Genomic DNA, 23090 nt, shown 5'->3' with positions numbered 1-23090 from the left:
GGAATTGCAATGATTGAACTCAAGAACGTATCCAAGTGGTATGGCAGCTTTCAGGTGCTGACCGATTGCTCGACCAATATCCAAAAGGGTGAAGTGGTGGTGGTGTGCGGGCCTTCGGGCTCGGGCAAGTCCACGCTGATCAAGACCATCAATGCGCTCGAGCCCTTCCAGAAGGGCGAGATCTATGTGGACGGCGTGGCCGTGCACGATCCCAAGACCAACCTGCCCAAGCTGCGCAGCCGCGTGGGCATGGTGTTCCAGCACTTCGAGCTGTTTCCCCACCTGTCGGTGACCGAGAACCTCACCATCGCCCAGGTCAAGGTGCTCGGGCGCAGCGCCGACGACGCCCTGAAGCGCGGCCTCAAGATGCTCGACCGCGTGGGCCTGACGGCCCACAAGGACAAGTTTCCGGGCCAGCTCTCGGGCGGCCAGCAGCAACGCGTGGCGATTGCGCGCGCGCTGTCCATGGACCCCATCGTGATGCTGTTCGACGAGCCGACCTCGGCACTCGACCCCGAAATGGTCGGCGAGGTGCTCGATGTGATGGTGGGCCTGGCCAACGAAGGCATGACCATGATGTGCGTGACGCACGAAATGGGCTTTGCCCGCAAGGTGGCCAGCCGCGTGATCTTCATGGACGTGGGCGGCAAGATCCTCGAAGACTGCTCGCGCGACGATTTCTTCGGCAACCCCGACGCCCGCCAGCCGCGCACCAAGGACTTCCTCAACAAGATCCTGCAGCACTGACGCACCCGCTGCTTCCACGCCCCGAAGCAAGGGCAAGGCCGCTGTGACAGCGGCCTTTTTTTGCGCCTGCTGACGCGCCGTCACGCCAGGCGTCCCGCACCGCGCTGGAGCGCAGGCAGGATCGGCAGGGTCGGTGGTCGTGGGTCCGCATGGTGCGAGAATCCCGCGCATGAGCACCCTTGACACGCTGACCCTCACCCGACCCGACGACTGGCACCTGCACGTGCGCGACGATGATGCCCTGCACACCGTCGTGCCGCACACCGCCGCCCAGTTCGGCCGCGCCATCATCATGCCCAACCTGCGCCCGCCCGTGACCACGGCCGCGCAAGCGCTTGCGTACAAGGAGCGCATTCTGGCTGCCGTGCCCGCCGGCATGGCGTTCGAGCCTCTGATGACGCTGTACCTGACCGACAACCTGCCGCCCGAGGAGATCGCGCGGGCCAAGGATGCCGGCGTGGTCGCCGCCAAGCTCTACCCGGCCGGCGTCACCACCAACAGCGACGCCGGGGTGACCGACCTGCGCAAGACCTACCAAACACTCGAAGCCATGCAGCGCGCGGGCATGCTGCTGCTGGTGCATGGCGAAGTGACCAGCAGCGACATCGACCTGTTCGACCGCGAGGCCGTTTTCATCGAGCAGCAGCTGATTCCGCTGCGCCGCGATTTCCCCGAACTCAAGATCGTCTTCGAGCACATCACCACGAAGGACGCTGCCGACTACGTGCGCCAGGCCGACCCTTACACGGCCGCCACCATCACTGCGCACCATCTGCTCTACAACCGCAACGCGATCTTCACCGGCGGCATCCGCCCGCACTACTACTGCCTGCCCGTGCTCAAGCGCGAGACACACCGCCTCGCGCTGGTCGAGGCCGCCACCAGCGGCAGCAACAAGTTCTTCCTGGGCACCGACAGCGCCCCGCATCCGGCCCACCTGAAAGAGCACGCCAGCGGCTGCGCCGGCTGCTACACCGCGCACGCCGCCATCGAGATGTACGCCGAGGCCTTTGACAACGCCGGGGCGCTGCACCAGCTGGAGGGCTTCGCGAGCTTCCACGGCCCCGATTTCTACTCTCTGCCACGCAACACCGACACGATCACGCTGCGCCGCGAGAGCTGGACGCCGCCGGACAGCTTCGCGTTTGGCGAGGCCGAACTCAAGCCCCTGCGCGCCGGCGAGGCGCTGCCGTGGCGGCTGGTATGAACCGGCCCCTGGGGCGGCAGGGCGAGGCGCACATCGCATTGTTGATCGATGCCGACAACTCGCCAGCCGCGAAGATCGAAGTCATCCTGACCGAGTTGTCCACGTTCGGCGTTACCAACGTGCGGCGCGCCTACGGCAATTGGAAGAAGAACGAGCTCAAGGGGTGGGAAGAGAAATTGCATGAGCACGCCATCCGTCCCATGCAGCAGTTCGACTACTCCAAGGGCAAGAATGCCAGCGATATGGCCATGGTGATCGATGCGCTGGAGCTGCTCTACACCGACCGCCCCGATGCGTTTGGCATTGTCTCGTCCGATGCTGACTTCACGCCGCTGGTCATGCACCTGCGCGCCAAGGGCGCTGCGGTCTATGGGTTCGGCGCGCAGAAAACGCCCGAGCCGTTTGTCAATGCCTGCTCGCGCTTCCTCTACCTCGACAAATTGGGGGCCGAGGTGGCGGTCGATCTGGGTGATGCTCCCGAGGGTGGCGCGCCGGCAGTGCCCTTGCGCGTGCCGACGGCGCAGCTCAAGCAGGACACCAAGCTGGTCGGCCTGCTGCGCAACGCCGTGCAGGCGGCGGCCGACGAAAGCGGCTGGGCGCGGGTGGGGTCGGCCGGACAGCAGATTGCCAACCAGGCGTCGTTCGACTCGCGCAACTACGGTTACGCGACGCTGACCAAATTGCTGGCTGCCACGCAGCTGTTCGAGCTGGCGCACGAGGGCACGTCGCAGGTGGCGGTGCGCGACAAACGAGCGGGCAAGCCAGTCCGGCAAGGGTGACGTCGGCCCTGAAAAGCATCGACTGGGACGCGCCATGGTTTGAACCTTGGCGCGCGGCTGCGTTGCCGGTGGTCGAGCGCGTGCTGCAGGGCGTGGCAGTGCACCAGGCCCTGCGTTCGCCGGCGTCCGCGGCGGTGCGCTTCGTTCCGCAGGGCACATTGCCCGCGGGCAGCGCCTACGAGCAGTTCATTTTTGAAACCGGCGCCGTGCCCACGCGCGACAACCTGCACGACTTCTTCAACGGCCTGGTCTGGCTACGGTTTCCGCAGGCCAAGCGGCGGCTCAACCAGCTGCAGGCGCAGGCCATTGCCGCGCACGGGGTGGGGCCGGTGCGCGGCCCGCTGCGCGATGCGCTCACGCTGTTCGACGAGAACGGCGCCGTCTTGGACGCGCCCGCGCCGCTGTGGCAGGCGCTGGTGGCGCGCGACTGGCAGCGGCTGTTCATTGACCTGCGCCCGCTGTGGCGGCAGGCGCGGCTGGTGCTGTTTGGCCACGCCCTGCTTGAAAAACTGGTTTTTCCTCGAAAACCGGTCACAGCCCATGTGTACCTTGCGCCTCTAGCTATCGAATCAGAAGCGAGCCTCGACCCCTGGCTGGCCCGGGCGCTGCAGCCAGTGCATCTGGCGCGCAAGCCGTTTGCGCCGCTGCCGGTGCTCGGCATACCGGGCTGGTGGCCCGAGAACGAGCGCGTTTGCTTTTATGATGACCCGCTCGTGTTCCGCCGCCCGCGTGCCGTGCTGTGACCGAGACCGGTTGCATGCAACCACTTTGTATTGGGGCACTTTCGACGCCTGTGCTTGAAAGCCGGCCCCGCCACCCCATTTGCCACCCCGAGGGGCTGTGACCCCATCCCTGTGGAGAACCCATGAAAAGAATTGCCTTGTTTTTGTTGACCAATATCGCCGTGGTGGTGGTGCTGGGCATCGTCGCCAGCCTTCTGGGCGTCAACCGCTTCCTGACCGCCAACGGCCTGAACCTGGGGGCGCTGCTGGGTTTTGCCTTCATCATGGGCTTTGGTGGCGCCATCATCTCGCTGCTGATCAGCAAGCCGGTGGCCAAGTGGAGCGCCGGCGTGCAGGTCATCGAGCAGCCGCGCAATGCCGACGAAGCCTGGATCGTCGAGACCGTGCGCAAGCTGGCCGACAAGGCCGGCATCGGCATGCCCGAGGTGGGTATTTTCGAGGGCGATCCGAACGCCTTTGCCACGGGTGCGTTCAAGAACTCCGCGCTGGTGGCCGTGTCCACCGGCCTGCTGCACAGCATGACGCACGAAGAGATCGAGGCCGTGATCGGCCACGAGGTGGCGCACATCGCCAACGGCGACATGGTCACCATGACGCTGATCCAGGGCGTGATGAACACCTTCGTGGTGTTCCTCTCGCGCGTGATTGGCTACGCCGTGGACAGCTTCCTGCGCAAGGGCGACGACCGCAGCAGCGGCCCGGGCATTGGCTATTACGTCAGCACCGTCGTGCTCGACATCGTGCTGGGTTTTGCCGCGGCCATCGTCGTGGCCTGGTTCTCGCGCCAGCGCGAATTCCGCGCCGACGCAGGCGCGGTGCAGCTGATGGGCCGGCGCCAACCGATGATCAACGCCCTGGCGCGCCTGGGCGGTCTGCACCCGGCGGAGCTGCCCAAGAGCATGGAAGCGATGGGCATCACCGGCAACATCGGCAAGCTGTTTTCCACGCACCCGCCCATGGAAGAGCGCATTGCCGCGCTGCAGGCCCGCAACTGACCTGCGCCGACGCTGAAAAAACCCGCTGCAAGGCCCCTTGCAGCGGGTTTTTCTTTGGCTTTGGCTTCTGCTGCGCACCGGCTGGCCCGGCAGGGCTCAGCCTCAGACGGGCGCTTGCGTTGCCGCCGCGGCGCGGCCGATCAGCAGGCGAAACGGCAGCAGCATCAGCACACCCACGCCGAGCTTGACGGCCAGATCGCCGGCGGCCCAGCTGAGCCACGGCAGATCGGCCACGCCGGCGAAGGCAATGCTCCAGAAGACGGCGGTGTCCAGCACGGCGGCGGCCACCGTGGCAACGAGCGGCGCACGCCACCAGGTGTGGCGCCGCAAGCGGTGGAACACGCCGATGTCGAGCCACTGCGAGAGCAGAAACGCCATTCCCGAGGCCAGCGCGATGCGCGCCGGCGCAAGCGCGAGCGACGCCGCGACGGCGACCGCGAAGCCGACCCAGGCGACGCGGCGCGCCATGCGGGGTCCGTGGCGGCGGTTGGCCAGGTCACTGACCAGAAACGCGACCGGGTAGGTGAAGGCGCCCCAGGTGAGCCAGTCGTTCAGCGGGTACTGCACCAGGACGTTGGAGGCCAGTACCACGAGGCCCATGGCCAGCGTGGTGGCGGCAAACTGGGCCGGTGTGGCGCGTGGGAAGCTCATCCGGAATGCCTTGTGCTCTCGGGCACAGCGGGCACGGTCTCTCGGCTGGCGGCGGTCGCCAGCAGCATCTGCCGGGCCAGCGCTTCGGCCATCTTGATGCCGTCCACGCCGGCCGAGAGAATGCCGCCGGCGTAGCCCGCGCCTTCGCCGGCCGGGTACAGCCCGGCGGTGTTCAGGCTCTGGCCGTCGGCGCCGCGCGTGATCTGCAGCGGTGCCGAGGTGCGCGTTTCGACGCCCGTCAGCACCGCGTCGGGCATGTCGAAGCCCCGGATCTTGCGGCCGAAGTGCGGCAGGGCCTCCTGCATGGCGGTGGTGGCGTAGTGCGGCAGGGCGCCGCGCAGGTCGGTGGGGCGCACGCCCGGCCGGTACGAGGGCTCGACGCTGGCAAAGGCGGTCGATGCGCGCCCGGCCAGGAAGTCGCCCACCAGTTGGCCCGGCGCCTCGTAGTTGCTGCCGCCCAGCACATAGGCGCCCGATTCGAGCTGGCGCTGCAGCACGATGCCGGCGAGCGGGTGGAAGCTGCGCCCAGCGGGCGGCGCCGTGTCGGCAAAGTCCTCGCCCAGCGCAGCGGCAAACGCCGCGCTGTCGCTGGGATAGTCGCTCGGGTCGATGCCGACCACGATGCCGGCGTTGGCGTTGCGCTCGTTGCGCGAATACTGGCTCATGCCGTTGGTGACGACGCGGCCCGGCTCGCTCGTGGCGGCCACCACGGTGCCGCCGGGGCACATGCAGAAGCTGTAGACCGCGCGGCCGTTTTGCGCATGGTGCACCAGCTTGTAGTCGGCCGCGCCCAGCAGCGGGTGGCCGGCGTGGCGGCCCCAGCGCGCGCGGTCGATCACGCTTTGCGGGTGCTCGATGCGAAAGCCGATCGAAAACGGCTTGGCCTCCATCCACACGCCGCGCCGGTAGAGCATGCCAAAGGTGTCGCGCGCGCTGTGCCCCAGCGCCATCACGACCTGGTCGGTGCGCAGTTCGGTGGTCTCGCCGGTGGCCAGGTCTTGCACCCGCAGGCCGCGCACGCGGCGCCCGTGCGCGTCTTCTTCGATGTGCACGTCGGTCACGCGCTGGCTGAAACGCACCTCGCCGCCCAGCGCAACGATGCGCGCGCGCAGGTTCTCGACCACCTTGACCAGCTTGAAGGTGCCGATGTGCGGGTGGGCCGCGTAGAGGATTTCCTCGGGCGCGCCGGCCTGCACGAACTCGCGCATGACCTTGCGGCCCAGGTGGCGCGGGTCCTTGATCTGGCTGTAGAGCTTGCCGTCGGAGAACGTGCCGGCGCCGCCTTCGCCAAACTGCACGTTGGACTCGGCGTGCAGCACGCGCTTGCGCCACAGCTCCCAGGTGTCCTTCGTGCGCTCGCGCACCGCCTTGCCGCGTTCGAGCACGACGGGCCTGAAGCCCATTTGCGCCAGCGCCAGCGCGGCGAAGATGCCGCAGGGGCCAAAGCCGACCACCACCGGGCGCACCGGCACATCGGCGCTCGCCTGGTGCGGCGGGTGCCAAGCCATGTCGGGCGTGGGCTGGATGTGCGGGTGGCCAGCGTGCTGCGCCAGCAGGTCCGCTTCCTGTGCGGGCTCGGCCAATGCCACATCGGCGATATAGACGGCCTGCAGGTTGGCCTTGCGCGCATCGAAGCTGCGCTTGAACACGTGCAGGTCGGCGATGGTGCGGTCGTCGGCCAAACCCAGCGCCTGCGCGGCCAGGCGGCGCAGGGCCGCGACGGGGTGCGGTGGCGGGGCGCGGTCGGCGTCCGTTTCGGCGCCAGTGTGGGCCGCGCGCAGGGTTTCGACGGGCAGCGCCGACAGCGGCAGTTTCAGTTCAGACAGGCGGATCATGGGAGTGCGGGCCCGTGGTGATCGGGCAAGGCAATGGAGGGGACGGGGATTTTACCGACCGCGCCCTGGCGCGCCGGGCCCGCCCCCTTGCGCCGTTGCCATGCCCGCCATGGGCCGCCCCTCACCGATACACCAGCACCGGAATCTTGGAGTGCGCCAGCACTTTCTGCGTTTCGCTGCCCAGCAGCAGCGCGCTGACACCCGAGCGGCCATGGGAGGCCATGAAGATCAGGTCGCAGCCGTGGGCGTCGGCCGCCGCAATGATGAGCTCATACGGCTTGTCGCCCACCAGCACCACGCTTTGGCAGGGGGTGCCGGCGTCACGCACCAGCGCTTGCGCTGCAGCGAGGATTTCCTTGGCGGCCTCGTCGAGACGGGTCTGGATTTCCTGGGCCAGGTGGGGGTTGCTGAGCGCACCCAGCCCGGCATAGGCGGACGGCGGATCGGGCTGGGCATAGAACAGCGTGATGCGGGCGCCGCTGTCTTTGGCATAGGACGCGGCCCGCGCGACGCTGCTCAGCGACAGCGCGGAGCCATCGGTGGGAACCAGGATGTGCTTGAACATGGGATGTATCTTTCTACAAATAGCAGTAATCGATTGCGCTGGGTACCATCCGCGGCCTATGAAACTTGCGCAGCACAGGCCAGCGGCCGTCGCGCAAGGGCCGCCCCGCCGCGCTGGCGGCGTCCCCCTTCCGCATCGCGCAGCGATGCCAGAGAAGGGGGAGGGCGCGCAGCGCCACAGGGGGGTGTCGCTCAATGCCCACCGGCGCCGGGCTCGATCGTGCGCGTGGGCTTGGGGGCGATCCAGATGATGGCGGCGGCGATGAAGAACATCACGGCGATGCCGGTCATGACCTGGTTGGTGGACAACATGCCGCTTTGCGACACGATCAGGTAGTCCAGCACCTGGGTAGCGGCCTCGGGTGGCGTGCCGGACTGGGTCAACATGGCGTGCACGCTGCCATCGCGGTCGGCCAGGCCCACCAGTTCGGCGTGGTTGCGCGTGGTCTGGTTGGCCCACACGGTCGTCACCACCGAGGTGGCGAAGGCGCCTGAGAGCGTGCGCAGGAAGTTCATCAGGCCGGCGGCCGAGTCCATCTCGCGCTCCTCCACGCTGCCCAGGGCGATGCCCGTGGTCGGGATGAAGAAGAACGGCAGCGCAAAGCCCATCACGGCCAGCGGGATCGCAATGTCCCAGAACGCCATGTCGCTGTTGGCCACCGTGCGCCACAGCGTCACCAAGCCCATCCAGAGCACACCAAAGAACACCAGCGCCCGCGGGTCGCGCTTGCTCGACGCCACGATGGGCGCGACGATCAGCGCCGTCACGCCCGTCCAGGCGGTGGCCAGGCCCGCGTCGGTGGCGGTGTAGCCCATGAAGCTCTGCAGCCACAGCGGCGTGAGCACACTGACGCCGAAGAAGGCGGCGTAGGCGACGCTGACGGTGATCACGGCGGCGTTGAAGCCGCGGTGGCGGAACACGCGCAGGTCCACCACCGGGTGTTTTTCGTGCAGCTCCCAGATCAGGAAGGCGGCAAAACCCACCACGGCAACGATGCTCAGCGCCACGATCTGGTTGGAGGCGAACCAGTCGAGGTTCTTGCCCTCGTCCAGCACCAGTTGCAGCGCCACCACCCAGACGACCAGCAGGCCCAGCCCGACCTTGTCGAACGGGTTGCGCACGGGGGCATCCTGGTAGTGCTTGAGCAGCTTCCAGGCGCCCAGGCCAAAACCGATGGCAATCGGCGCATTGATCAGGAACACCCAGTTCCAGGTGTAGTCATCGACCAGCCAGCCGCCCAGAATCGGGCCCACCACCGGCGCCACCAGCGTCGTCATCGACCAGATGCCGATGGCGGCCCCGGCCTTGTCCTTGGGGAAGATGCGCAGCATCAGCGTCTGCGACAGTGGCATCAATGGGCCACCGCTCAGACCCTGGAACACGCGCGCCACCACCAGCATGCCGATCGAAGTGGAGAGCCCGCACAGGATGGAGAAGATGCCAAACAGGATCATCGACACCACGAACACGCGCACCGCGCCGAAGCGCGCCGCAAACCAGCCGGTCAGCGGCACGGTGATGGCCTCGCCGACGGCGAACGAGGTGATGACCCAGGTGCCCTGGCTGGCGGCTGCGCCCAAGGCGCCGGCAATGTTGGGCACCGCCACGTTGGCGATGGTCATGTTGAGGACCGCGATGAAGTTGGCGGCAGCCAGCATCAGGGCGGCCACTGCCAGCATCGGGCCTTTCAGGGGCGCCGCACCGTCGTGGGCAAGGGGGACCGGCGCGCCGGGCGCCGTCGTCGCTTGACTCATGGTTGCGGTCCCGCTCAGTTCGCTGCGGTGCGCTGGGCTTCAGCGGCGGCAGTGGCCTGCTTGTCGCCAGTGCGGGTGTCGATTTCCGCGCTCATGGACAAACCGACCTTGAGCGGGTTCGCCTGCAGTTCTGCCGGGTCGAGCTTCACGCGCACGGGCAGGCGCTGCACCACCTTGATCCAGTTGCCCGTGGCGTTCTGCGCCGGAATGGTCGAGAAGGCCGAGCCCGAACCGCCCGAGAAGCCTTCGACCACGCCCTGGTAAGTCACGCCCTGGCCGTAGAGGTCGGCGTGCAGCGTGACGCTCTGGCCCACGCGCACTTTTTCGAGCTGCACTTCCTTGAAGTTGGCGTCCACGTAGATCTCATACACGGGCACCACTGCCATCAGCGGCATGCCGGGCTGCACGCGCTGGCCCAGCTGCACCCTGCGCTGGGCCACCACGCCGTCGAGCGGCGCGCGGATCACGGTGCGCGCCAGATCCACCTTGGCCTGGTCCAGGCGCGCGCGCGCGGCGGCCACTTCGGGGTTGGTGTCCACGCTGCTGTGGCTGATCAGGGCGGCGTTGGCCTCCTTGGCAGCCACCGCCGAGCGCTGGTTGGCCGTGACCTGGGCGGCGGCGGCCTTGGCGGCGGCCAGCTGCGCGGTGGCGGCGTCAAAGGCATTCTTGGCGCGCGTGAGTTCGTCGCCCGACACCGAGCCCGAGGCCACCAGCGCCTGGCGGCGCTGCAGGTCCACCTTGGCGCGTTCGAAGTCGGCCTGCGCGGCCGCCAGCTGGGCGCTGGCGCGCTGGGCGTCGGCCTCGCGCGCACTGATCTGCGCTGTCAGGTTGGTGTCGTTGGCCATGTAGCTTTTGACGCGGCGCGTGGCGCGGTCGAGTTCCGCCGTGGCCTGGGCCACGGCCAGCTGGGCGTCGGTGGGGTCGATGACCAGCAGCACATCGCCCCGCTGCACCGTTTCGGTGTCGCTGACGTTCACTTCGAGCACGGTGCCGCCCACGGACGGCGTGATCTGCGCCACTTCGGCCGCCGCGTAGGCGTTGTCGGTGGAGACGAAATGCGAGGCGTGCAGCTTCCAGTAGGCGGTGGAGCCCGCAGCGGCCAGCACGACCACGCCGCCCAGCATGGCCAGGCGGGTGTTGCGGCGCTTTTTCATGAGGGCATCGGCGGCAGAGCTGGTGGTGTTTTCAGACATTGAAATTCCTTGATCGATGTAGAGGCCCAGAGCGGGCGGAGTTTTGAGCGCTTACTGCGGCACGCCGGCGGGGGCGCTGGCCTGGGTGCTGGCGGGGGCGGCGCGATAGCCGCCGCCCAGCGCCCGCTGCAGGCCGATGTCGAGCGTGAACGATGCGGAGCGCAGGTTGGTCTGGGCGCTGAGGGCGCCGAGCAGGCTGTCTTCGGCCGTCAGCACTTCGAGGTAGGTCGCCAGCCCGCCTTCGTAGCGGTTGCTGGCCACGCGGTGCGCCTCGGCAGCGGCTTCCACGGCCTCTTGCGCCTTGACGAGGCGCTGGCCCAGGGCTTTCTGGCTGACCGCGTTATCGGCCACGTCCTGCAGCGCGCGCGCCACGGTGGCGTTGTACTGGGCCACCGCCTCGGCATAACCGGCATGCGCGCCGCGCAGCTCGCCCTGCAGGCGCCCGCCGCTGAAGATCGGCAGTGAAATCGCCGGGCCCACGCTGGCAATGCCCGAGCCGCCCTTGGCCAGCATGTCCAGCCCCAGCGACTGCACACCCACCAGCGCCGACAGGTTGACGTTGGGGTAGAACTCGGCCTTCTTCTGCTCGATGCGGCGTGCCTGCGCCTCGGCGCGCAGGCGCGTGGCCACCACGTCGGGGCGGCGGCCCAGCAGGTCGGCTGACAGCTCGGCAGGCAGGCCGAAGGCGCGGTCCAGCTTCAGGGTCGGCGCCGCAATCGACAGGCCCCGGTCCGGGCCGGCGCCCAGCAGCGCGGCCAGGCGGTGGCGCTGCAGCGCGATCTGCTCGTCAATGGCCAGCAGCTCGCCTTCGGTCACGGCGCGGCGCGCGTCGGCATTGCGCAGGCCGCCGCGCGTTTCCAACCCGTTGTCAAAGCGCTGGGCAAACAGGCTGGCCGTCTTGCGGCGAATCTCCACCGCCTTGGCGGCGGTGTCGCGGTTGGCATACAGGCGGCTCAGTTCGGCGTAATTGGCGGCCACACCCGCGGCCAGCCACAGCCGCGCCTGCGCCAGCTCGGCGCGGCTGGCTTCGACGTCCGACGTGGCCGCGGCCAGCGCGGCGCGGTTCTTGCCCCAGAAGTCCAGCTCCCAGCGCACATCGAGCGTAGCGCGGCCATAGTCGTTCATGCCCTCGGTGGCGGGCGAGCGCGGGATCAGGTGGTTGTAGCTGAGCTTGTCGCCGGTGACGGAGGCATTGGCGCTGAACTGCGGCTTATTGGCCGAGCCCGCGATCTGTACGACGGCGCCCGCCCGCTGCAGCCGCGCTGCAGCGGCGGCCAAGTCGGGCGCATCGGCCAGCGCTTCATCGATGAGCGCGTTCAGCTGGGCATCGCCATAGACCGACCACCACTGGTCGGTGGGCCACAGGGCGCTCGGCGCGGTCAGGGAGACCGTGGACTGGAAGGCGTTGGCAGCCTTGGGCTGGGGCGTGGCGCCCAGGTCGGGCAACTGGGCGCATCCGGCCAGAAACAGGGCGGCGCCCAGGGCCGTGAGGGGCCAGGTCAGCCGACGCGGGGTGGGCGCGGGCTGCGTGCTGTGGTGAAGCATCCATACTCCGTTAAATGAACTGAGCGGTTTAGTTTACTCTTGCGTTTCCTGGCAATCAAGATAAACTGAACCCATTGGTTCAAAAATAAAGGGGTTGACGTGCGCGCAAAAAGCGAGACAAGACGCCAGGCCATCCTGGAGGCTGCCGCCGAGGTTTTTCAGGAAACGGGGTTCGAGAGGACCACGATGTCGGCCATCTGCGATCACCTGGGCTACTCCAAGGCCACGCTGTACAACTACTTCGCGTCAAAGGAAGAGCTGTTCTCGGCCGTGGTGTTCGACGCCACCGAGGCGGAGTTCCAGGCCAGCCTCGAAGCGCTCGACGCCTCCGTCGAGGACATGACCGAGGCACTGGAAAAATTCGGCCGCGGGCTGCTCACGCTGCTGTATTCACCGCAGGTGCAGGCTATGCGCCGCCTGATCGTCGCGGAGGCCGGGCGCTCGGAACTGGGGAAGAAATGCTACCAACTCGGCCCCGTGCGCAACGAGGCGGTCGTTTCGGCCTACCTGCAGCAGGCGATGGACGCAGATAAGCTGCGGCCCGCAGATGCGCGGATCGCGGCCCTGCACCTGCGCGGCCTGCTGGAAGCGGAATGGCTGGACCGCTTTCTGTTCCAGACCCTTGAGCCGCTCTCTGCCGAAGAAATGAACGCCACAGTGGAGCGTGCGATCGCTGCGTTCATGGCGGCCTATGGGCCGGTACACGGCTGAGGCACCGCGCCCCACCGCCCGCCAACGCACGCGCACCGGGGCAGCGCAGAAACGCTGCAGCGGTGCGGACTCTCCGCTGGACCCGCCACAAAAAAGCCCTGCGGGGCGCATGGCATGGCAGGGCGAACAGGGGCCAATTTGCTCCTGAATTAAGAGCTGCCAGCGCTTTCTGCACAAGCGTCAGAGGCTGTTTTGGCTTCAACCCGGCAGAAAGCCTTCGACCGACAGGTAGCGTTCGCCCGTGTCGTAGTTGAAACCCAGCACGCGGCTGCCGGCCGGCAGTTCGGGGAGCTTCTGCGCAATGGCGGCCAGCGTGGCGCCCGACGAGATGCCGACCAGCATGCCTTCCTCGCGCGCACAGCGGCGGGCGTATTCGCGCGCCGGCTCGGCATCGACCTGGATCACGCCGTCGAGCACGCTGGTGTCGAGGTTCTTCGGGATGAAGCCGGCACCGATGCCCTGGATCGGGTGGGGCGCGGGCTGGCCGCCCGAGATCACGGGCGAGGCCGTCGGCTCGACCGCGAACACTTGGAGCTGCGGAAACTTCGCCTTGAGCACGCGCGCCACGCCCGTGATGTGGCCGCCCGTGCCCACGCCGGTGATGAGGGCGTCGAAGCCGTCGGGGAAGTCGGCCAGGATCTCCTGCGCCGTGGCGCGCACATGCACCTCGATGTTGGCCGGGTTCTCGAACTGCTGCGGCACCCAGGCGCCGGGCGTCTGCGCGCGCAGCTCCTCGGCGCGGGCGATGGCGCCCTTCATGCCTTTCTCGCGCGGCGTCAGGTCAAACTGCGCGCCATAGGCCAGCATCAGGCGGCGCCGCTCGATGCTCATGCTGTCGGGCATGACCAGGACCAGCTTGTAGCCCTTGACGGCCGCGACCAGCGCCAGGCCGATGCCGGTGTTGCCCGAGGTCGGCTCGATGATGGTGCCGCCGGGCTGCAGCGCGCCGGATTTTTCCGCGTCCTCGACCATGGACAGCGCAATGCGGTCTTTGATGGAGCCGCCCGGGTTGCTGCGCTCGGACTTGACCCAGACGTTGGCACCGGCGCCGAACAGGCGGTTGATGCGCACGTGCGGGGTGTTGCCGATGGTTTGCAGGATGTTGTCAGCTTTCATGGGGACTCCTGAAAAAAAAGGGGGGTGCTGCGCATTCTGGCCCAGTCGATCTGCCGCAATCCCATATGGATATGCCGCCATGCGGTGATAATCGCATCCGTGAAGCGCGCCAGACCGCCGCTGGTGCAATCTGGGAAACCAGGCACTGGAGGAACGTCCGGACTGCACAGGACAGCGTAGCAGCTAACGGCTGCCCACCGTGAGGTGAGGATCAGAGCAACAGAGACGAGCCGATTGAGTTCGGGTGAAACGGGCAATCTCTACGCGCAGCAATACCAAGTAGGCCAGCGTTGATGTGGTTCCGCAGAGCTGGCGGGTAGGTAGCACCGAGCCGTGGTGGCGACACCCGGCCCAGAGTAATGGCGGTCACGCCCGGGCAACCGGGTGCACAGAATCCGGCTTATCGGCGCGCTTCACACTTTTTCAGGGCGGCTGGCATTCACGCAAGCCGTCCACTCCGCACTCAAAACTTCTCCCACGCCTGCAGATAGCGCCACTGCCCCTCGGGCACCTTGGCCAGCGGCACGCGGCCGATGCGGATGCGCTTGAGGGCCACCACGCGCAGGCCCACGGCCTCGCACATGGCCGGCACCTGGCCGGGGCGTATTCCCTTGAGCGCAAAGCGCAGGCGCGTTTCGTTCTGCCAGCTCACCTTGATCGGCGGCAGCGGCCGGCCGTTGAAGCTCAGCCCGTGGCACAGGCGCTGCAGGCCGTGGTCGGAGATCTGGCCGGCCACTTCGACGATGCACTCCTGCTCCAGCGTCTCGATGTCTTCGGCCAGCTTGCGCGCGATGCGCGGGTCCTGCGTGAAGACGACGAGCCCGCTGGCCTCGGTGGGCAGCGGCGTGAAGCATTCGAGCTGCTTGAAATGGCGCAGCAGCACGCGGGTCTCGGCCGCGTCGCCGGCCATGTGCGAGGCCGCGCTCAAGAGCGTGAGCGCGGCGCGCGCGCCCTGGCTGCGGCTGCCGTGCGCGGCCGCTCCCGCGGCCATGCCCAGCCCGGCCTCGAAGCCTGGCGGCTTGTGCAGCAGCAGGGTGACGGGCACGAGGTCGAACAGGCTCGCGCCCGGCGCCAGCACCACGCTCTGGTGCGGCGCCACGCGCGCGCCGGGCACTTCGATGGTCTTGCCGTCCACCGTGACCCAGCCGCCTTCGATGTACTGCTCGGCCGTGCTGCGCGAGAGGCCGTGCTCGGCCGCCAGGCGCTTGGCCAGGCGCACGGTGTCGTTGCGGGCTTCAGTCATTGCCGGGCCCCAGGGCGCGGATGCGCTCGACGTGGGCGATCAGCGAGCGCTGCGCGACCGGCCACATGCGCGGCGGCACATCGGCGTAGGCATGCGCGACCCAGTCCTCCACGCTGCCGTCCGGCAGGGCCTGCATGGCGGCGATGACCTTGGCCTCGCGCGCCAGGCGGTGGGCCTTCAGGTGCGCTATTGAGCCCCGCGCGTCGCCCAGCACATAGCCGTGCGCGGGCAGGATGAATTCGGCACCGTGCTCGGCGCACAGGGCGTCCAGCCGATCGAGCGAATCGAGGTAGTCGGCCATGTTGCCGTCGGGCGGGTCGATGACGGTGGTGCTGCCGTTCAGGACATGGTCGCCCGAAAACAGCAGGCCGTCTTCGCGCAGCAGCAGGCACAGGTGGTTGGCCGCGTGGCCGGGCGTGTGCACGACTTGCAGCGTATGCATGATTTTGCCCTCTAGGCCTTGTCCCGTCAGCGTGAGAAGCTCATTGTTTTGTAGCGCACGCTCGGGCGTGAACTGGCTTGCGGCGCGCGCCGTGGGCTGCGACGGCAGGCCCAGGATGCGCGGCGCGGCGCGGCCCGCCTGCACGCACAGCGCCTGCAGCGGCGCGGCGCCCGGCGAGTGGTCGGGGTGCGAGTGCGTGCAGACGATCATGCGGATGTCGCCCCCCGCCGCGCGCCAGAGTGTGTCGAGGTGCCCCGGGTCGGCCGGGCCGGGGTCGATGGCGATGTAGCCCGTGGTCGGGTCGCCGACCAGGTAGCTGTTGGTGCCGGGGCCGGTCATCACGCCGGGGTTGGGCGCGGTCAGGCGCTGCACGTTCTTGAGCAGCGGCACCGGGCGCTCGGTCTGCCAGTCGAGCGGGTGCACGATCTGCCCGTCGGGGCAGACCAGCGCCAACTCGCCAAACGGCGGCTCGTGCTCCATGTAGCGCGCTTCCTTGCCGGCCAGCAGGCCGGCGCGCGGGCAGCTGGTCCACAGCGGCTGTTCGTGGGCGACGGCCGCGAGCACGGCGTCGGCGCGGGCGAACTGCGCCAGGCGTTCGAGCGTGCGGATGGTCGGGTAGATCATGAAGAAGCTGCCGGCCGCGTGGCGCTCGAGCGCGTCCTGCGGGCGCACCCAGACGGGCTCGAACTGTTCGGCCTCGTCGGCCACCGGCGTCTGGCCGGCGGGCATGCGCGCAACCAGGAAGGGCACGTCAAAGCGCCGTGCCAGGTCGCGGTCGGCCGTCCAGTGCGCGAGCAGGTAGACGCTGTCGGCCGCCAGCTGCAGGCCGCGCGCCTGGCACTGCGCGGCAAACGGCGCGTGGCGGTCGAGGGCGGCGATGTCGTCGGCACCGGCCGTGCGGCCGTCGGCATGGCGCGCCAGCAGCACGCCCAGCTCTTCGAAGCTCTCGCGGATGGCGGCCATGGCCTGCGTCAGGTGCGCATCGCTTTGGGTCGGGCGGCGGGCGGCGGCGGCGTGCGTGGCCGGGTCGGCGTCGAGCGCGTCGATGCCGCCGCCCGGAAACACATAGGCGCCCGGGGCGAAGCTGGCCGTGGCCGAGCGCCGCGTCATCAGCACTTCGAGGGCGCCGTCGCCGGGGGCGTCGCGCAGCAGCAGCACGGTGGCTGCGGCCAGGGTGGGCACCGGTTCGCGGTGCGGGTGGAGTTGTTGGTTCAGGCGGGGCATCGCCGCATTATCCGCAGGCGCTTGCCGGCCCGCCCGCCCCAGGTGACAGAACTATCAAAAAAAGAGCTGCCAGCGCTTGACAGGCAAGGGCTGGAGACCAAAAACACCCCAAATCCTCCTCCGCCCCCTTGGCGCGGCGCAACCGGGCGGTTCAGCGGCTGGCCGGCACCGGCGCGCGGCTGTGCGCCGCCCGGGCGCTGCGGCGGTCGAGTCGGCCGCTGCAGTGCGTGAGCGCCAGCGCCACCAGCACCACCACGGCGCCGATCCACGGCATGTGCATGAGGCCCAGGTGCGCCACGATTCCGCCGCCGGCCCAGGCCGCCCCGGCGATGCCGAGGTTGAAGGCGGCGATGTTCAGGCCCGAGGCCACGTCCACCGCCTGCGGCGCAAAGCGCTCGGCCTGCTTGACCACATAGACCTGCAGGCCGGGCACATTGCCGAACGCCACCGCGCCCCACAGCAGCACGGTCGCCAAGGCCAGCCAGGGATAGGGCGCCGTGAACTGCAGCAGCAGCAACACGGCGGCCAGCAGCGCAAAAATGGTTTTGAGTGCCGCAATCGGGCCCCTGCGGTCGGCCAGCCGGCCGCCCCAAATATTGCCCACGGCCACCGACACGCCGTACACCAGCATCACCCAGCCCACGGCGCCGGCGCTGAAGCCCGACACCTCGGTGAGCAGCGGCGCGAGGAAGGTGAACGGAATGAACGTGCCGCCGTAGCCGATCGCCGTCTTGGCGAAGACCAGCAGCAGGCGCGGCTCGGCCAGCACCCGGGCCTGCTGCAGCAGCGAGGCGGGCGCGCGGTGGGCGACGTGGCGCGGCACGAAGACGGCGCTGCCGATGAAGGCGAGCACGCCGAGCAGGGAGACGGCCAGGAAGGTCTCGCGCCAGCCGAAATGCTGGCCGATGAAGGTGCCCAGCGGCACGCCGGTGACCAGCGCCACGGTGAGGCCCGTGAACATGATTGCGATGGCGCTGGCCGCCTTCTCGCGCGGCACGAGGCCCGTGGCGATGGTCGAGCCGATCGAGAAGAACACGCCGTGCGCGAGGCCCGTGAGGATGCGCGCCGCGACCAGCGATCCGTAGCCGGGCGCCTGCCAGGCCAGCAGGTTGCCGGCGGTGAACAGCGCCATCAGGCCCAGCAGCAGCGCCTTGCGCGGCAGTTTGCCGGTGAGGGCGGTGAGCACCGGCGCGCCGACGGCGACGCCGAGCGCATACAGGCTGACCAGCAGGCCGGCCGAGGGCAGGCCGATGGCCAGGTCCGCCGCCACGGTGGGCAGCAGGCCGACGATCACGAACTCGGTCGTGCCGATGGCGAAGGCGCTGAGCGTCAGCGCGAGCAAGGCAATGGGCATGGAAACACTCCTCGATTTGAAGGGGCGAGTGTGGGTGTCCATGCCTTGCAGAAAAAGACGGTTACGCTCCATTGATTCTTGATTTGGAAGCAACAATCAAAAAGGGGCCCGCGCCATGAAGACCACGCTCGAGGAACTGCAGGCCTTTGCCGCCGTGGTGGACGGCGGCTCCATCACCGCCGCCGCCGAGCAGCTCGGGCAGACCGTTTCGGGCATCAGCCGCGCGCTCGGCCGGCTCGAGAAAAAGCTCGACACCACCTTGCTGCGCCGCACCACGCGCCGCATCGAATTGACCGAGGAGGGCCAGGCGTTTCTGCAGCGCACGCGCGCCATCCTCGCGGCCATCGACGACGCCGAGGAGCACATGGCCGCGCGCCACCAGCAGCCCGCCGGCCGGTTGCGCGTGAACGCCGCCACGCCCTTCATGCTGCACGCCGTCGTGCCGCTGGTGCCCGCGTTCCGCCGCGCCTACCCGCAGATCGCGCTCGAGCTCGACACCGACGAACTCAACATCGACCTGCTGGCGCGCCGCACCGACGTGGCCATCCGCATCGGCGCGCTGCAGGACTCGACGCTGCACGCGCGGGCGCTGTGCACCAGCCGCATCCGCGTGCTCGCCAGCCCGGCCTACCTGGCCGCGCAGGGCCGACCCAAATGCGTGGCCGACCTGGCGCAGCACCAACTGCTGGGCTTCACCCAGCCCAGCGCGCTCAACCGCTGGCCGCTGCGCGGCGCGCATGGCGACGAGTGGCCGGTGCTGCCGACCATCACGGCGTCGAGCGGCGAAACCCTGCGCCAGCTGGCGTTGCAGGGCGCGGGGATCGCCTGCCTGTCGGACTTCATGACCACCGCCGACCGCGCGCGCGGCGACCTGGTGCAGGTGCTGGCCAGGGACACGGTCGACGTGCGCCAGCCGATCAGCGCCGTGTACTACCGCAACACGCAGCTGGCGGCGCGCATCGCGTGCTTCCTCGACTTTCTGGCGCAGCGCCTGGGGGCCGAGGGGCTTTGAGCGTCAGCCCTTGCCGCTGCGGGAGGTCATCGCCACCACCAGGGCACTGACGAGGAACAGGGCCTGCAGTTCCAGTGCCCAGCCGCCCGTCGAGCCCAGCGACAGAAGCTGGCCGGTGTGCACCAGCAGCACCGCCACCACCATGTTGATGGCGACCACCAGCGCCGCCGGCACCACCCACACGCCAGCCAGCAGCAGCAGCGGTGCCACGACCTCGCCCAGGTACACGGCGTAGGCCAGGTACGGCGGCAGCCCGGCTTTCGCCACCATGGTCTCGATGCCGCCGATGCCGCCCCGGACCTTGGCCCAGCCGTGCAGCAGCATCAGCAGGGCCAGGGTGGTGCGCAGCAGCACCACGCCTGCGCGAGGGTGGTGGAAGAGGGTCGCGAGTGTCATAAAGCAAAGTCCTGGCAGTGAAAAACCATGAAATCCCCGGCACGTGCGTGCAGAGGGGGTGAAAACCGGGCGCAGTGGCGGCCCGTACGCCGCGCGCGATCAGCCGCGCTGCGGAATCGCCAGGCCCCGGGCCACGGCCGGTCGCGCGACGAAGGCGGCGAGCACGCGATGAACCTCGGGATATTCGGCGATGCCCACCAGGTCGCCCGCTTCGTAAAAGCCGACCAGGTTGCGCACCCACGGGAAGATGGCGATGTCGGCGATGCTGTAGGCGTCGCCCATGACCCAGGCGCGGCCCGCGAGGCGCCGGTTCAGCACGCCCAGCAGGCGCTTGGATTCGGCCACGTAGCGGTCCCGCGGACGCTTGTCCTCGTAGTCCTTGCCGGCAAACCTGTGGAAGAAGCCGAGCTGGCCAAACATCGGCCCCACGCCGCCCATCTGCCACATCAGCCACTGGATGGTTTCGTAGCGCGCGGCCGCGTCCTGCGCGATCAGCTGGCCGGTCTTGTCGGCCAGGTAGAGCAGGATGGCACCCGACTCGAACAGCGCCAGCGGCCGGCCACCCGGGCCGTTCGGGTCGAGGATGGCGGGGATCTTGTTGTTCGGGTTGAGCGACAGGAAAGCCGGCGACATCTGGTCGTGGGTCTCGAAACTCACCAGGTGGGGCTCGTAGGGCAGGCCCATTTCTTCGAGCGCAATCGACACCTTCACGCCGTTGGGCGTGGGCAGCGAATACAGCTGAAGGCGCTCGGGGTGCTGCGCGGGCCATTGGCGGGTGATGGGAAAGGCAGAGAGATCGGTCATGGACATCCTAGAAAGGGGGCGATGGCGAGGCGGTGGGACCAGCCCGGGCCGCCGCAGAACTGCCAACCCACGAACGATAATCGGATCCATGCAAATCCGCTTCACCAAGATGCAGGGCGCGGGCAACGACTTCGTCGTGCTCGACGAGACGCAGGGCCGCCTGGGCCTGGCGCCCGCCCAGTACCGCTTTCTGGCCGACCGCCACTTTGGCGTGGGCGCCGACCAGATCCTCAGCGTGCGGCCCTCGCCCGTCGCGGGCATCGACTTCGAATACGCGATCCACAACGCCGACGGCGGCGAGGTCGAGCAGTGCGGCAATGGCGCGCGCTGCTTTGCGCGCTTCGTGCGCGACAAGGGGCTGACCGCCAAGGACACCATCCGTGTGCAGACGCTCGCCGGCGTGATCGCGCCGCAGCTCACGCCCGACGGCCGCGTGACGGTGGACATGGGCCAACCCCGGTTCGACCCGGCACAGCTGCCCTTCGACACCCACGGGCTGCAGCCTGTGGCGCAAGGTTTGGCGCAAAAATGGCCTCTGGCCCTTGCTGGACAAGCGCAGTCAGCTCCTGTTTTAATAGTGGCCGTGTCCATGGGCAACCCGCATGCGGTGCAGCTGGTGGCGGACGTGGACAGCGCCCCCGTGCTGCAGACCGGCCCGCTGATCGAAAGCCACGCGCGCTTTGCGCAGCGCGTGAACGCCGGCTACCTGCAGATCGTCGACCGCGGCCATGTGCGCCTGCGCGTCTACGAGCGCGGCGTGGGCGAGACGCTGGCCTGCGGCACCGGCGCCTGCGCGGCGGTGGCAGCGGGCATGCGCCTGGGGCTGCTCGATGCGTGCGTGCAGGTCGACACGCGCGGCGGGCGCCTGACCATCGCCTGGGCGGGCTCCGACTCCGACCCGGTCTACATGACCGGCCCGGCCACCACGGTTTTTGAAGGCCAGATCGATATTCCCGACACACCATGAACAGTTCCCAGCTCCCCCCGATCACCGAAGAAGACATCGTCGAGTTCCTGGCCCACACGCCGGGATTTTTTGAGCGCCACGCCGAGGTGCTGGCCAGCGTGCAGTTCACCAGCCCGCACAGCCACCGCGCCGTGAGCCTGCAGGAGCGCCAGGCCGAGATGCTGCGCGAGAAGATCAAGGCGCTCGAGCAGCGGGTCATGGAGATGGTGCGCAACAGCAACGAGAACGCCGCCATCGCCCAGAAGGTCCACGAGTGGAGCTGCGCGCTGCAGCGCGTGACCGCGCCCGCCGACCTGCCCGACGCGGTGGTGCAGGGCATGCTCCAGCAGTTCGATGTGCCGCAGGCGGCGATCCGCGTCTGGGACGTCGCCGCCCCCTATGCCCATGCCGCATTCGCCCAGGGCGTGGGCGGCGATGTGCGCGCCTTTGCCACTTCGCTGACCATGCCGTTCTGTGGCCCCAACCTGGGCTTCGAGCCGGCAGGGTGGCTGCCGGGCGGCGGACTCGCGCATGCCGACGGCAGCGGCGCGCAGTCGCTGGCCCTGCTGCCGCTGCGCGAGGGCCCGGCCAACAGCGCGACGCCGGCCTTTGGCCTGCTGGTGCTGGCGTCGCACGACCCGCAGCGCTTTGACGCCACCATGGGCACCGACTTCCTCTCGCGCATGGCCGAGCTGGCCAGCGCGGCCCTGGCACGCCTGCGCTGAAAGCACGCCGGGCCGCCCACGCCGAGCCACCGTCCATGGCCGCCGCGCTGCCCCCGGACCGCACCGCGGCCCCCGATCCCGCGGTGCTGCGCTACCTGGAACATGCGCGCGTCGAAAAGCGCCTGGCCGCGCGCACGCTCACGCTCTATGCACTGGACCTGGACAAGCTCGCGCAGGCCGCCGCGCAGGCGGGCGTGCCGCTGCTGCAACTGCAAAACGCGCACATCCGCCGCTTCGTCGCGCAGATGCACAGCAGCGGGCGCAGCGGGCGCGGCATTGCGCTCATCCTCTCGGGCTGGCGCGGCTTCTTCGGCTGGGCCGGTCACCAGGGCCTGGTGGCAAGCAACCCGGTACAGGGCGTGCGCGCGCCGCGCGCGCCCCAGCCGCTGCCCAAGGCGCTCGCGGTGGACGATGCCGTGCGCCTGGCCGAGTTTGCGCAGCCGCAGGCCGATCCGTGGCTGGAGGCGCGCGACGCCGCCCTGGTCGAGCTGCTCTATGGCTGTGGCCTGCGCGTGGGAGAACTCGCCGGGCTGGATGCCGTGCCCGGCCCCGACACCCAGCGCCTGGGCCGGGGCTGGATCGACCTGCAGGCGGGCGAAGCCCATGTGCTGGGCAAGGGCAGCAAGCGCCGCAGCCTGCCCGTGGGCGCGGCGGCGCTGCAGGCGCTGCAGGCCTGGCTGGCGCTGCGCGCCACGCCTTTCGCGCCGGGCACGCTCGATGCAGCGCTGTTCGTGGGCCGGCGCGGTGCGCGCCTGACCGCGCAGTCGATCTGGCTGCGCCTGCGCCAGCGCAGCCAGCAGGCGGGCCTGACCACGCCGGTGCACCCGCACATGCTGCGCCACTCGTTCGCCAGCCACCTGCTGCAATCGAGCGGCGACCTGCGCGCGGTGCAGGAGCTGCTGGGCCACGCCAGCATCACCACCACGCAGGTCTATACGCGGCTCGATTTCCAGCACCTGGCGCAGGTGTACGACGCCGCCCACCCGCGCGCCGGCCGGGTCAAGCCGGCCGATCCGTCTTAAAAATTCTCCCAGTCGTCGGCGCCTGCGGCCACCACGGCGCGGGCGGCCGCGGGCCGGGGTGCGGGCATGGCGGCGCGCGGC

Annotated in this window: 22 protein-coding genes and 1 other RNA gene; 11 read left to right on the top strand and 12 right to left on the bottom strand. The window is 69.0% G+C overall.

Annotated elements, in window-relative coordinates; translation table 11 throughout:
- Positions 1-9 precede the first annotated feature (9 nt).
- The 5 genes from B2J86_RS11555 to htpX all read left to right on the top strand — a co-directional run bounded on the left by B2J86_RS11555 (position 10) and on the right by htpX (position 4471).
- Entirely contained in the window at positions 10-747 is a 738-nt protein-coding gene (locus B2J86_RS11555) for an amino acid ABC transporter ATP-binding protein (protein ID WP_169167991.1), read from the top strand.
- 169 nt (positions 748-916) lie between these two features.
- Positions 917-1954, top strand: coding sequence for a dihydroorotase (gene pyrC, locus B2J86_RS11550; RefSeq protein ID WP_173025640.1), 1038 nt, complete (start codon positions 917-919; stop codon positions 1952-1954).
- Positions 1951-2733, top strand: a complete 783-nt coding sequence (locus B2J86_RS11545) for an NYN domain-containing protein (RefSeq protein WP_173025639.1) — start codon at positions 1951-1953, stop codon at positions 2731-2733. Before pyrC ends, B2J86_RS11545 begins: the two co-directional genes overlap by 4 nt.
- Positions 2730-3476 carry a DUF3025 domain-containing protein gene (locus tag B2J86_RS11540; protein WP_371736451.1) on the top strand — a complete coding sequence of 249 codons (747 nt, stop codon included), beginning with the start codon at positions 2730-2732 and terminating at the stop codon, positions 3474-3476. The genes B2J86_RS11545 and B2J86_RS11540 overlap by 4 nt, the downstream gene beginning before the upstream one ends.
- A gap of 122 nt (positions 3477-3598) precedes the next feature.
- The gene (gene htpX / locus B2J86_RS11535; protein WP_173025638.1) at positions 3599-4471 is read left to right on the top strand and encodes a protease HtpX; all 873 of its coding nucleotides are present in this window, start codon (positions 3599-3601) and stop codon (positions 4469-4471) included.
- 102 nt (positions 4472-4573) lie between these two features.
- Here htpX and B2J86_RS11530 read toward each other — a convergent pair whose 3' ends face one another.
- From B2J86_RS11530 to B2J86_RS11505, 6 genes are all read right to left on the bottom strand, one after another.
- Positions 4574-5122: a VUT family protein gene (locus tag B2J86_RS11530; RefSeq protein ID WP_173025637.1), complete on the bottom strand. Its 549-nt coding sequence runs from the start codon at positions 5120-5122 to the stop codon at positions 4574-4576.
- Positions 5119-6957, bottom strand: a complete 1839-nt coding sequence (locus tag B2J86_RS11525) for an NAD(P)/FAD-dependent oxidoreductase (protein WP_173025636.1) — start codon at positions 6955-6957, stop codon at positions 5119-5121. Before B2J86_RS11525 ends, B2J86_RS11530 begins: the two co-directional genes overlap by 4 nt.
- Before the next feature lie 121 nt (positions 6958-7078).
- The gene (locus B2J86_RS11520; protein WP_169167995.1) at positions 7079-7522 is read right to left on the bottom strand and encodes a universal stress protein; all 444 of its coding nucleotides are present in this window, start codon (positions 7520-7522) and stop codon (positions 7079-7081) included.
- A 191-nt stretch (positions 7523-7713) separates the two neighbouring features.
- On the bottom strand, positions 7714-9276 hold the full coding sequence (locus B2J86_RS11515; RefSeq protein WP_318294287.1) for a DHA2 family efflux MFS transporter permease subunit: 1563 nt from the start codon (positions 9274-9276) through the stop codon (positions 7714-7716).
- A gap of 14 nt (positions 9277-9290) precedes the next feature.
- On the bottom strand, positions 9291-10469 hold the full coding sequence (locus B2J86_RS11510; protein ID WP_173025635.1) for an HlyD family secretion protein: 1179 nt from the start codon (positions 10467-10469) through the stop codon (positions 9291-9293).
- Positions 10470-10520: 51 nt separating this feature from the next.
- Complete coding sequence (locus tag B2J86_RS11505) at positions 10521-12014, bottom strand: efflux transporter outer membrane subunit (protein ID WP_173025634.1); 1494 nt, start codon at positions 12012-12014, stop codon at positions 10521-10523.
- A gap of 99 nt (positions 12015-12113) precedes the next feature.
- Between B2J86_RS11505 and B2J86_RS11500 the strand changes: the two genes are divergently transcribed.
- Entirely contained in the window at positions 12114-12725 is a 612-nt protein-coding gene (locus tag B2J86_RS11500) for a TetR/AcrR family transcriptional regulator (protein ID WP_169636024.1), read from the top strand.
- 198 nt (positions 12726-12923) lie between these two features.
- On the opposite strand, the gene cysK is transcribed toward B2J86_RS11500, so the two are convergent.
- A complete protein-coding gene (gene cysK / locus B2J86_RS11495) occupies positions 12924-13841 on the bottom strand; it encodes a cysteine synthase A (RefSeq protein ID WP_169167999.1) in 918 nt (305 codons plus the stop codon).
- A gap of 101 nt (positions 13842-13942) precedes the next feature.
- Between cysK and rnpB the strand changes: the two genes are divergently transcribed.
- An RNA gene (gene rnpB / locus B2J86_RS11490) (RNase P RNA component class A) lies at positions 13943-14260 on the top strand.
- Positions 14261-14304: 44 nt separating this feature from the next.
- Here rnpB and B2J86_RS11485 read toward each other — a convergent pair.
- From B2J86_RS11485 to B2J86_RS11475, 3 genes are all read right to left on the bottom strand, one after another.
- The gene (locus tag B2J86_RS11485; protein WP_169636023.1) at positions 14305-15084 is read right to left on the bottom strand and encodes an rRNA pseudouridine synthase; all 780 of its coding nucleotides are present in this window, start codon (positions 15082-15084) and stop codon (positions 14305-14307) included.
- A complete protein-coding gene (locus B2J86_RS11480) occupies positions 15077-16750 on the bottom strand; it encodes an MBL fold metallo-hydrolase (RefSeq protein WP_173025633.1) in 1674 nt (557 codons plus the stop codon). Before B2J86_RS11480 ends, B2J86_RS11485 begins: the two co-directional genes overlap by 8 nt.
- A gap of 151 nt (positions 16751-16901) precedes the next feature.
- Positions 16902-18104 carry an MFS transporter gene (locus B2J86_RS11475; protein WP_173025632.1) on the bottom strand — a complete coding sequence of 401 codons (1203 nt, stop codon included), beginning with the start codon at positions 18102-18104 and terminating at the stop codon, positions 16902-16904.
- A gap of 115 nt (positions 18105-18219) precedes the next feature.
- Here B2J86_RS11475 and B2J86_RS11470 point away from each other — a divergent pair, with 115 nt between their 5' ends.
- On the top strand, positions 18220-19116 hold the full coding sequence (locus B2J86_RS11470) for a LysR substrate-binding domain-containing protein (protein ID WP_173025631.1): 897 nt from the start codon (positions 18220-18222) through the stop codon (positions 19114-19116).
- Between the two features lie 3 nt (positions 19117-19119).
- Here the strand turns inward: B2J86_RS11470 and B2J86_RS11465 are convergent, their stop codons facing one another.
- Positions 19120-19512 (bottom strand): DoxX family protein, encoded by a 393-nt coding sequence (locus tag B2J86_RS11465; protein ID WP_169636020.1) that lies wholly within the window; start codon positions 19510-19512, stop codon positions 19120-19122.
- 99 nt (positions 19513-19611) lie between these two features.
- Positions 19612-20316 carry a glutathione S-transferase N-terminal domain-containing protein gene (locus B2J86_RS11460; RefSeq protein ID WP_169168005.1) on the bottom strand — a complete coding sequence of 235 codons (705 nt, stop codon included), beginning with the start codon at positions 20314-20316 and terminating at the stop codon, positions 19612-19614.
- Positions 20317-20404: 88 nt separating this feature from the next.
- On the opposite strand from B2J86_RS11460, the gene dapF reads away from it, so the two are divergent.
- The 3 genes from dapF to B2J86_RS11445 are packed head-to-tail and all read left to right on the top strand — an operon-like array spanning position 20405 to position 23009.
- Positions 20405-21283 (top strand): diaminopimelate epimerase, encoded by an 879-nt coding sequence (gene dapF / locus B2J86_RS11455; protein ID WP_169168006.1) that lies wholly within the window; start codon positions 20405-20407, stop codon positions 21281-21283.
- A complete protein-coding gene (locus B2J86_RS11450) occupies positions 21280-21987 on the top strand; it encodes a DUF484 family protein (RefSeq protein WP_169636017.1) in 708 nt (235 codons plus the stop codon). Before dapF ends, B2J86_RS11450 begins: the two co-directional genes overlap by 4 nt.
- Positions 21988-22022: 35 nt before the next feature.
- Positions 22023-23009 (top strand): tyrosine recombinase XerC, encoded by a 987-nt coding sequence (locus B2J86_RS11445; RefSeq protein ID WP_169168008.1) that lies wholly within the window; start codon positions 22023-22025, stop codon positions 23007-23009.
- Positions 23010-23090 lie beyond the last annotated feature (81 nt).

This window comes from Acidovorax sp. SRB_14, from assembly GCF_012932145.1.
GTDB lineage: Bacteria > Pseudomonadota > Gammaproteobacteria > Burkholderiales > Burkholderiaceae_C > Simplicispira.
The sequence above is the reverse complement of the archived record's forward strand: the minus strand, read 5'-3'. Positions and strand labels throughout refer to the sequence as shown.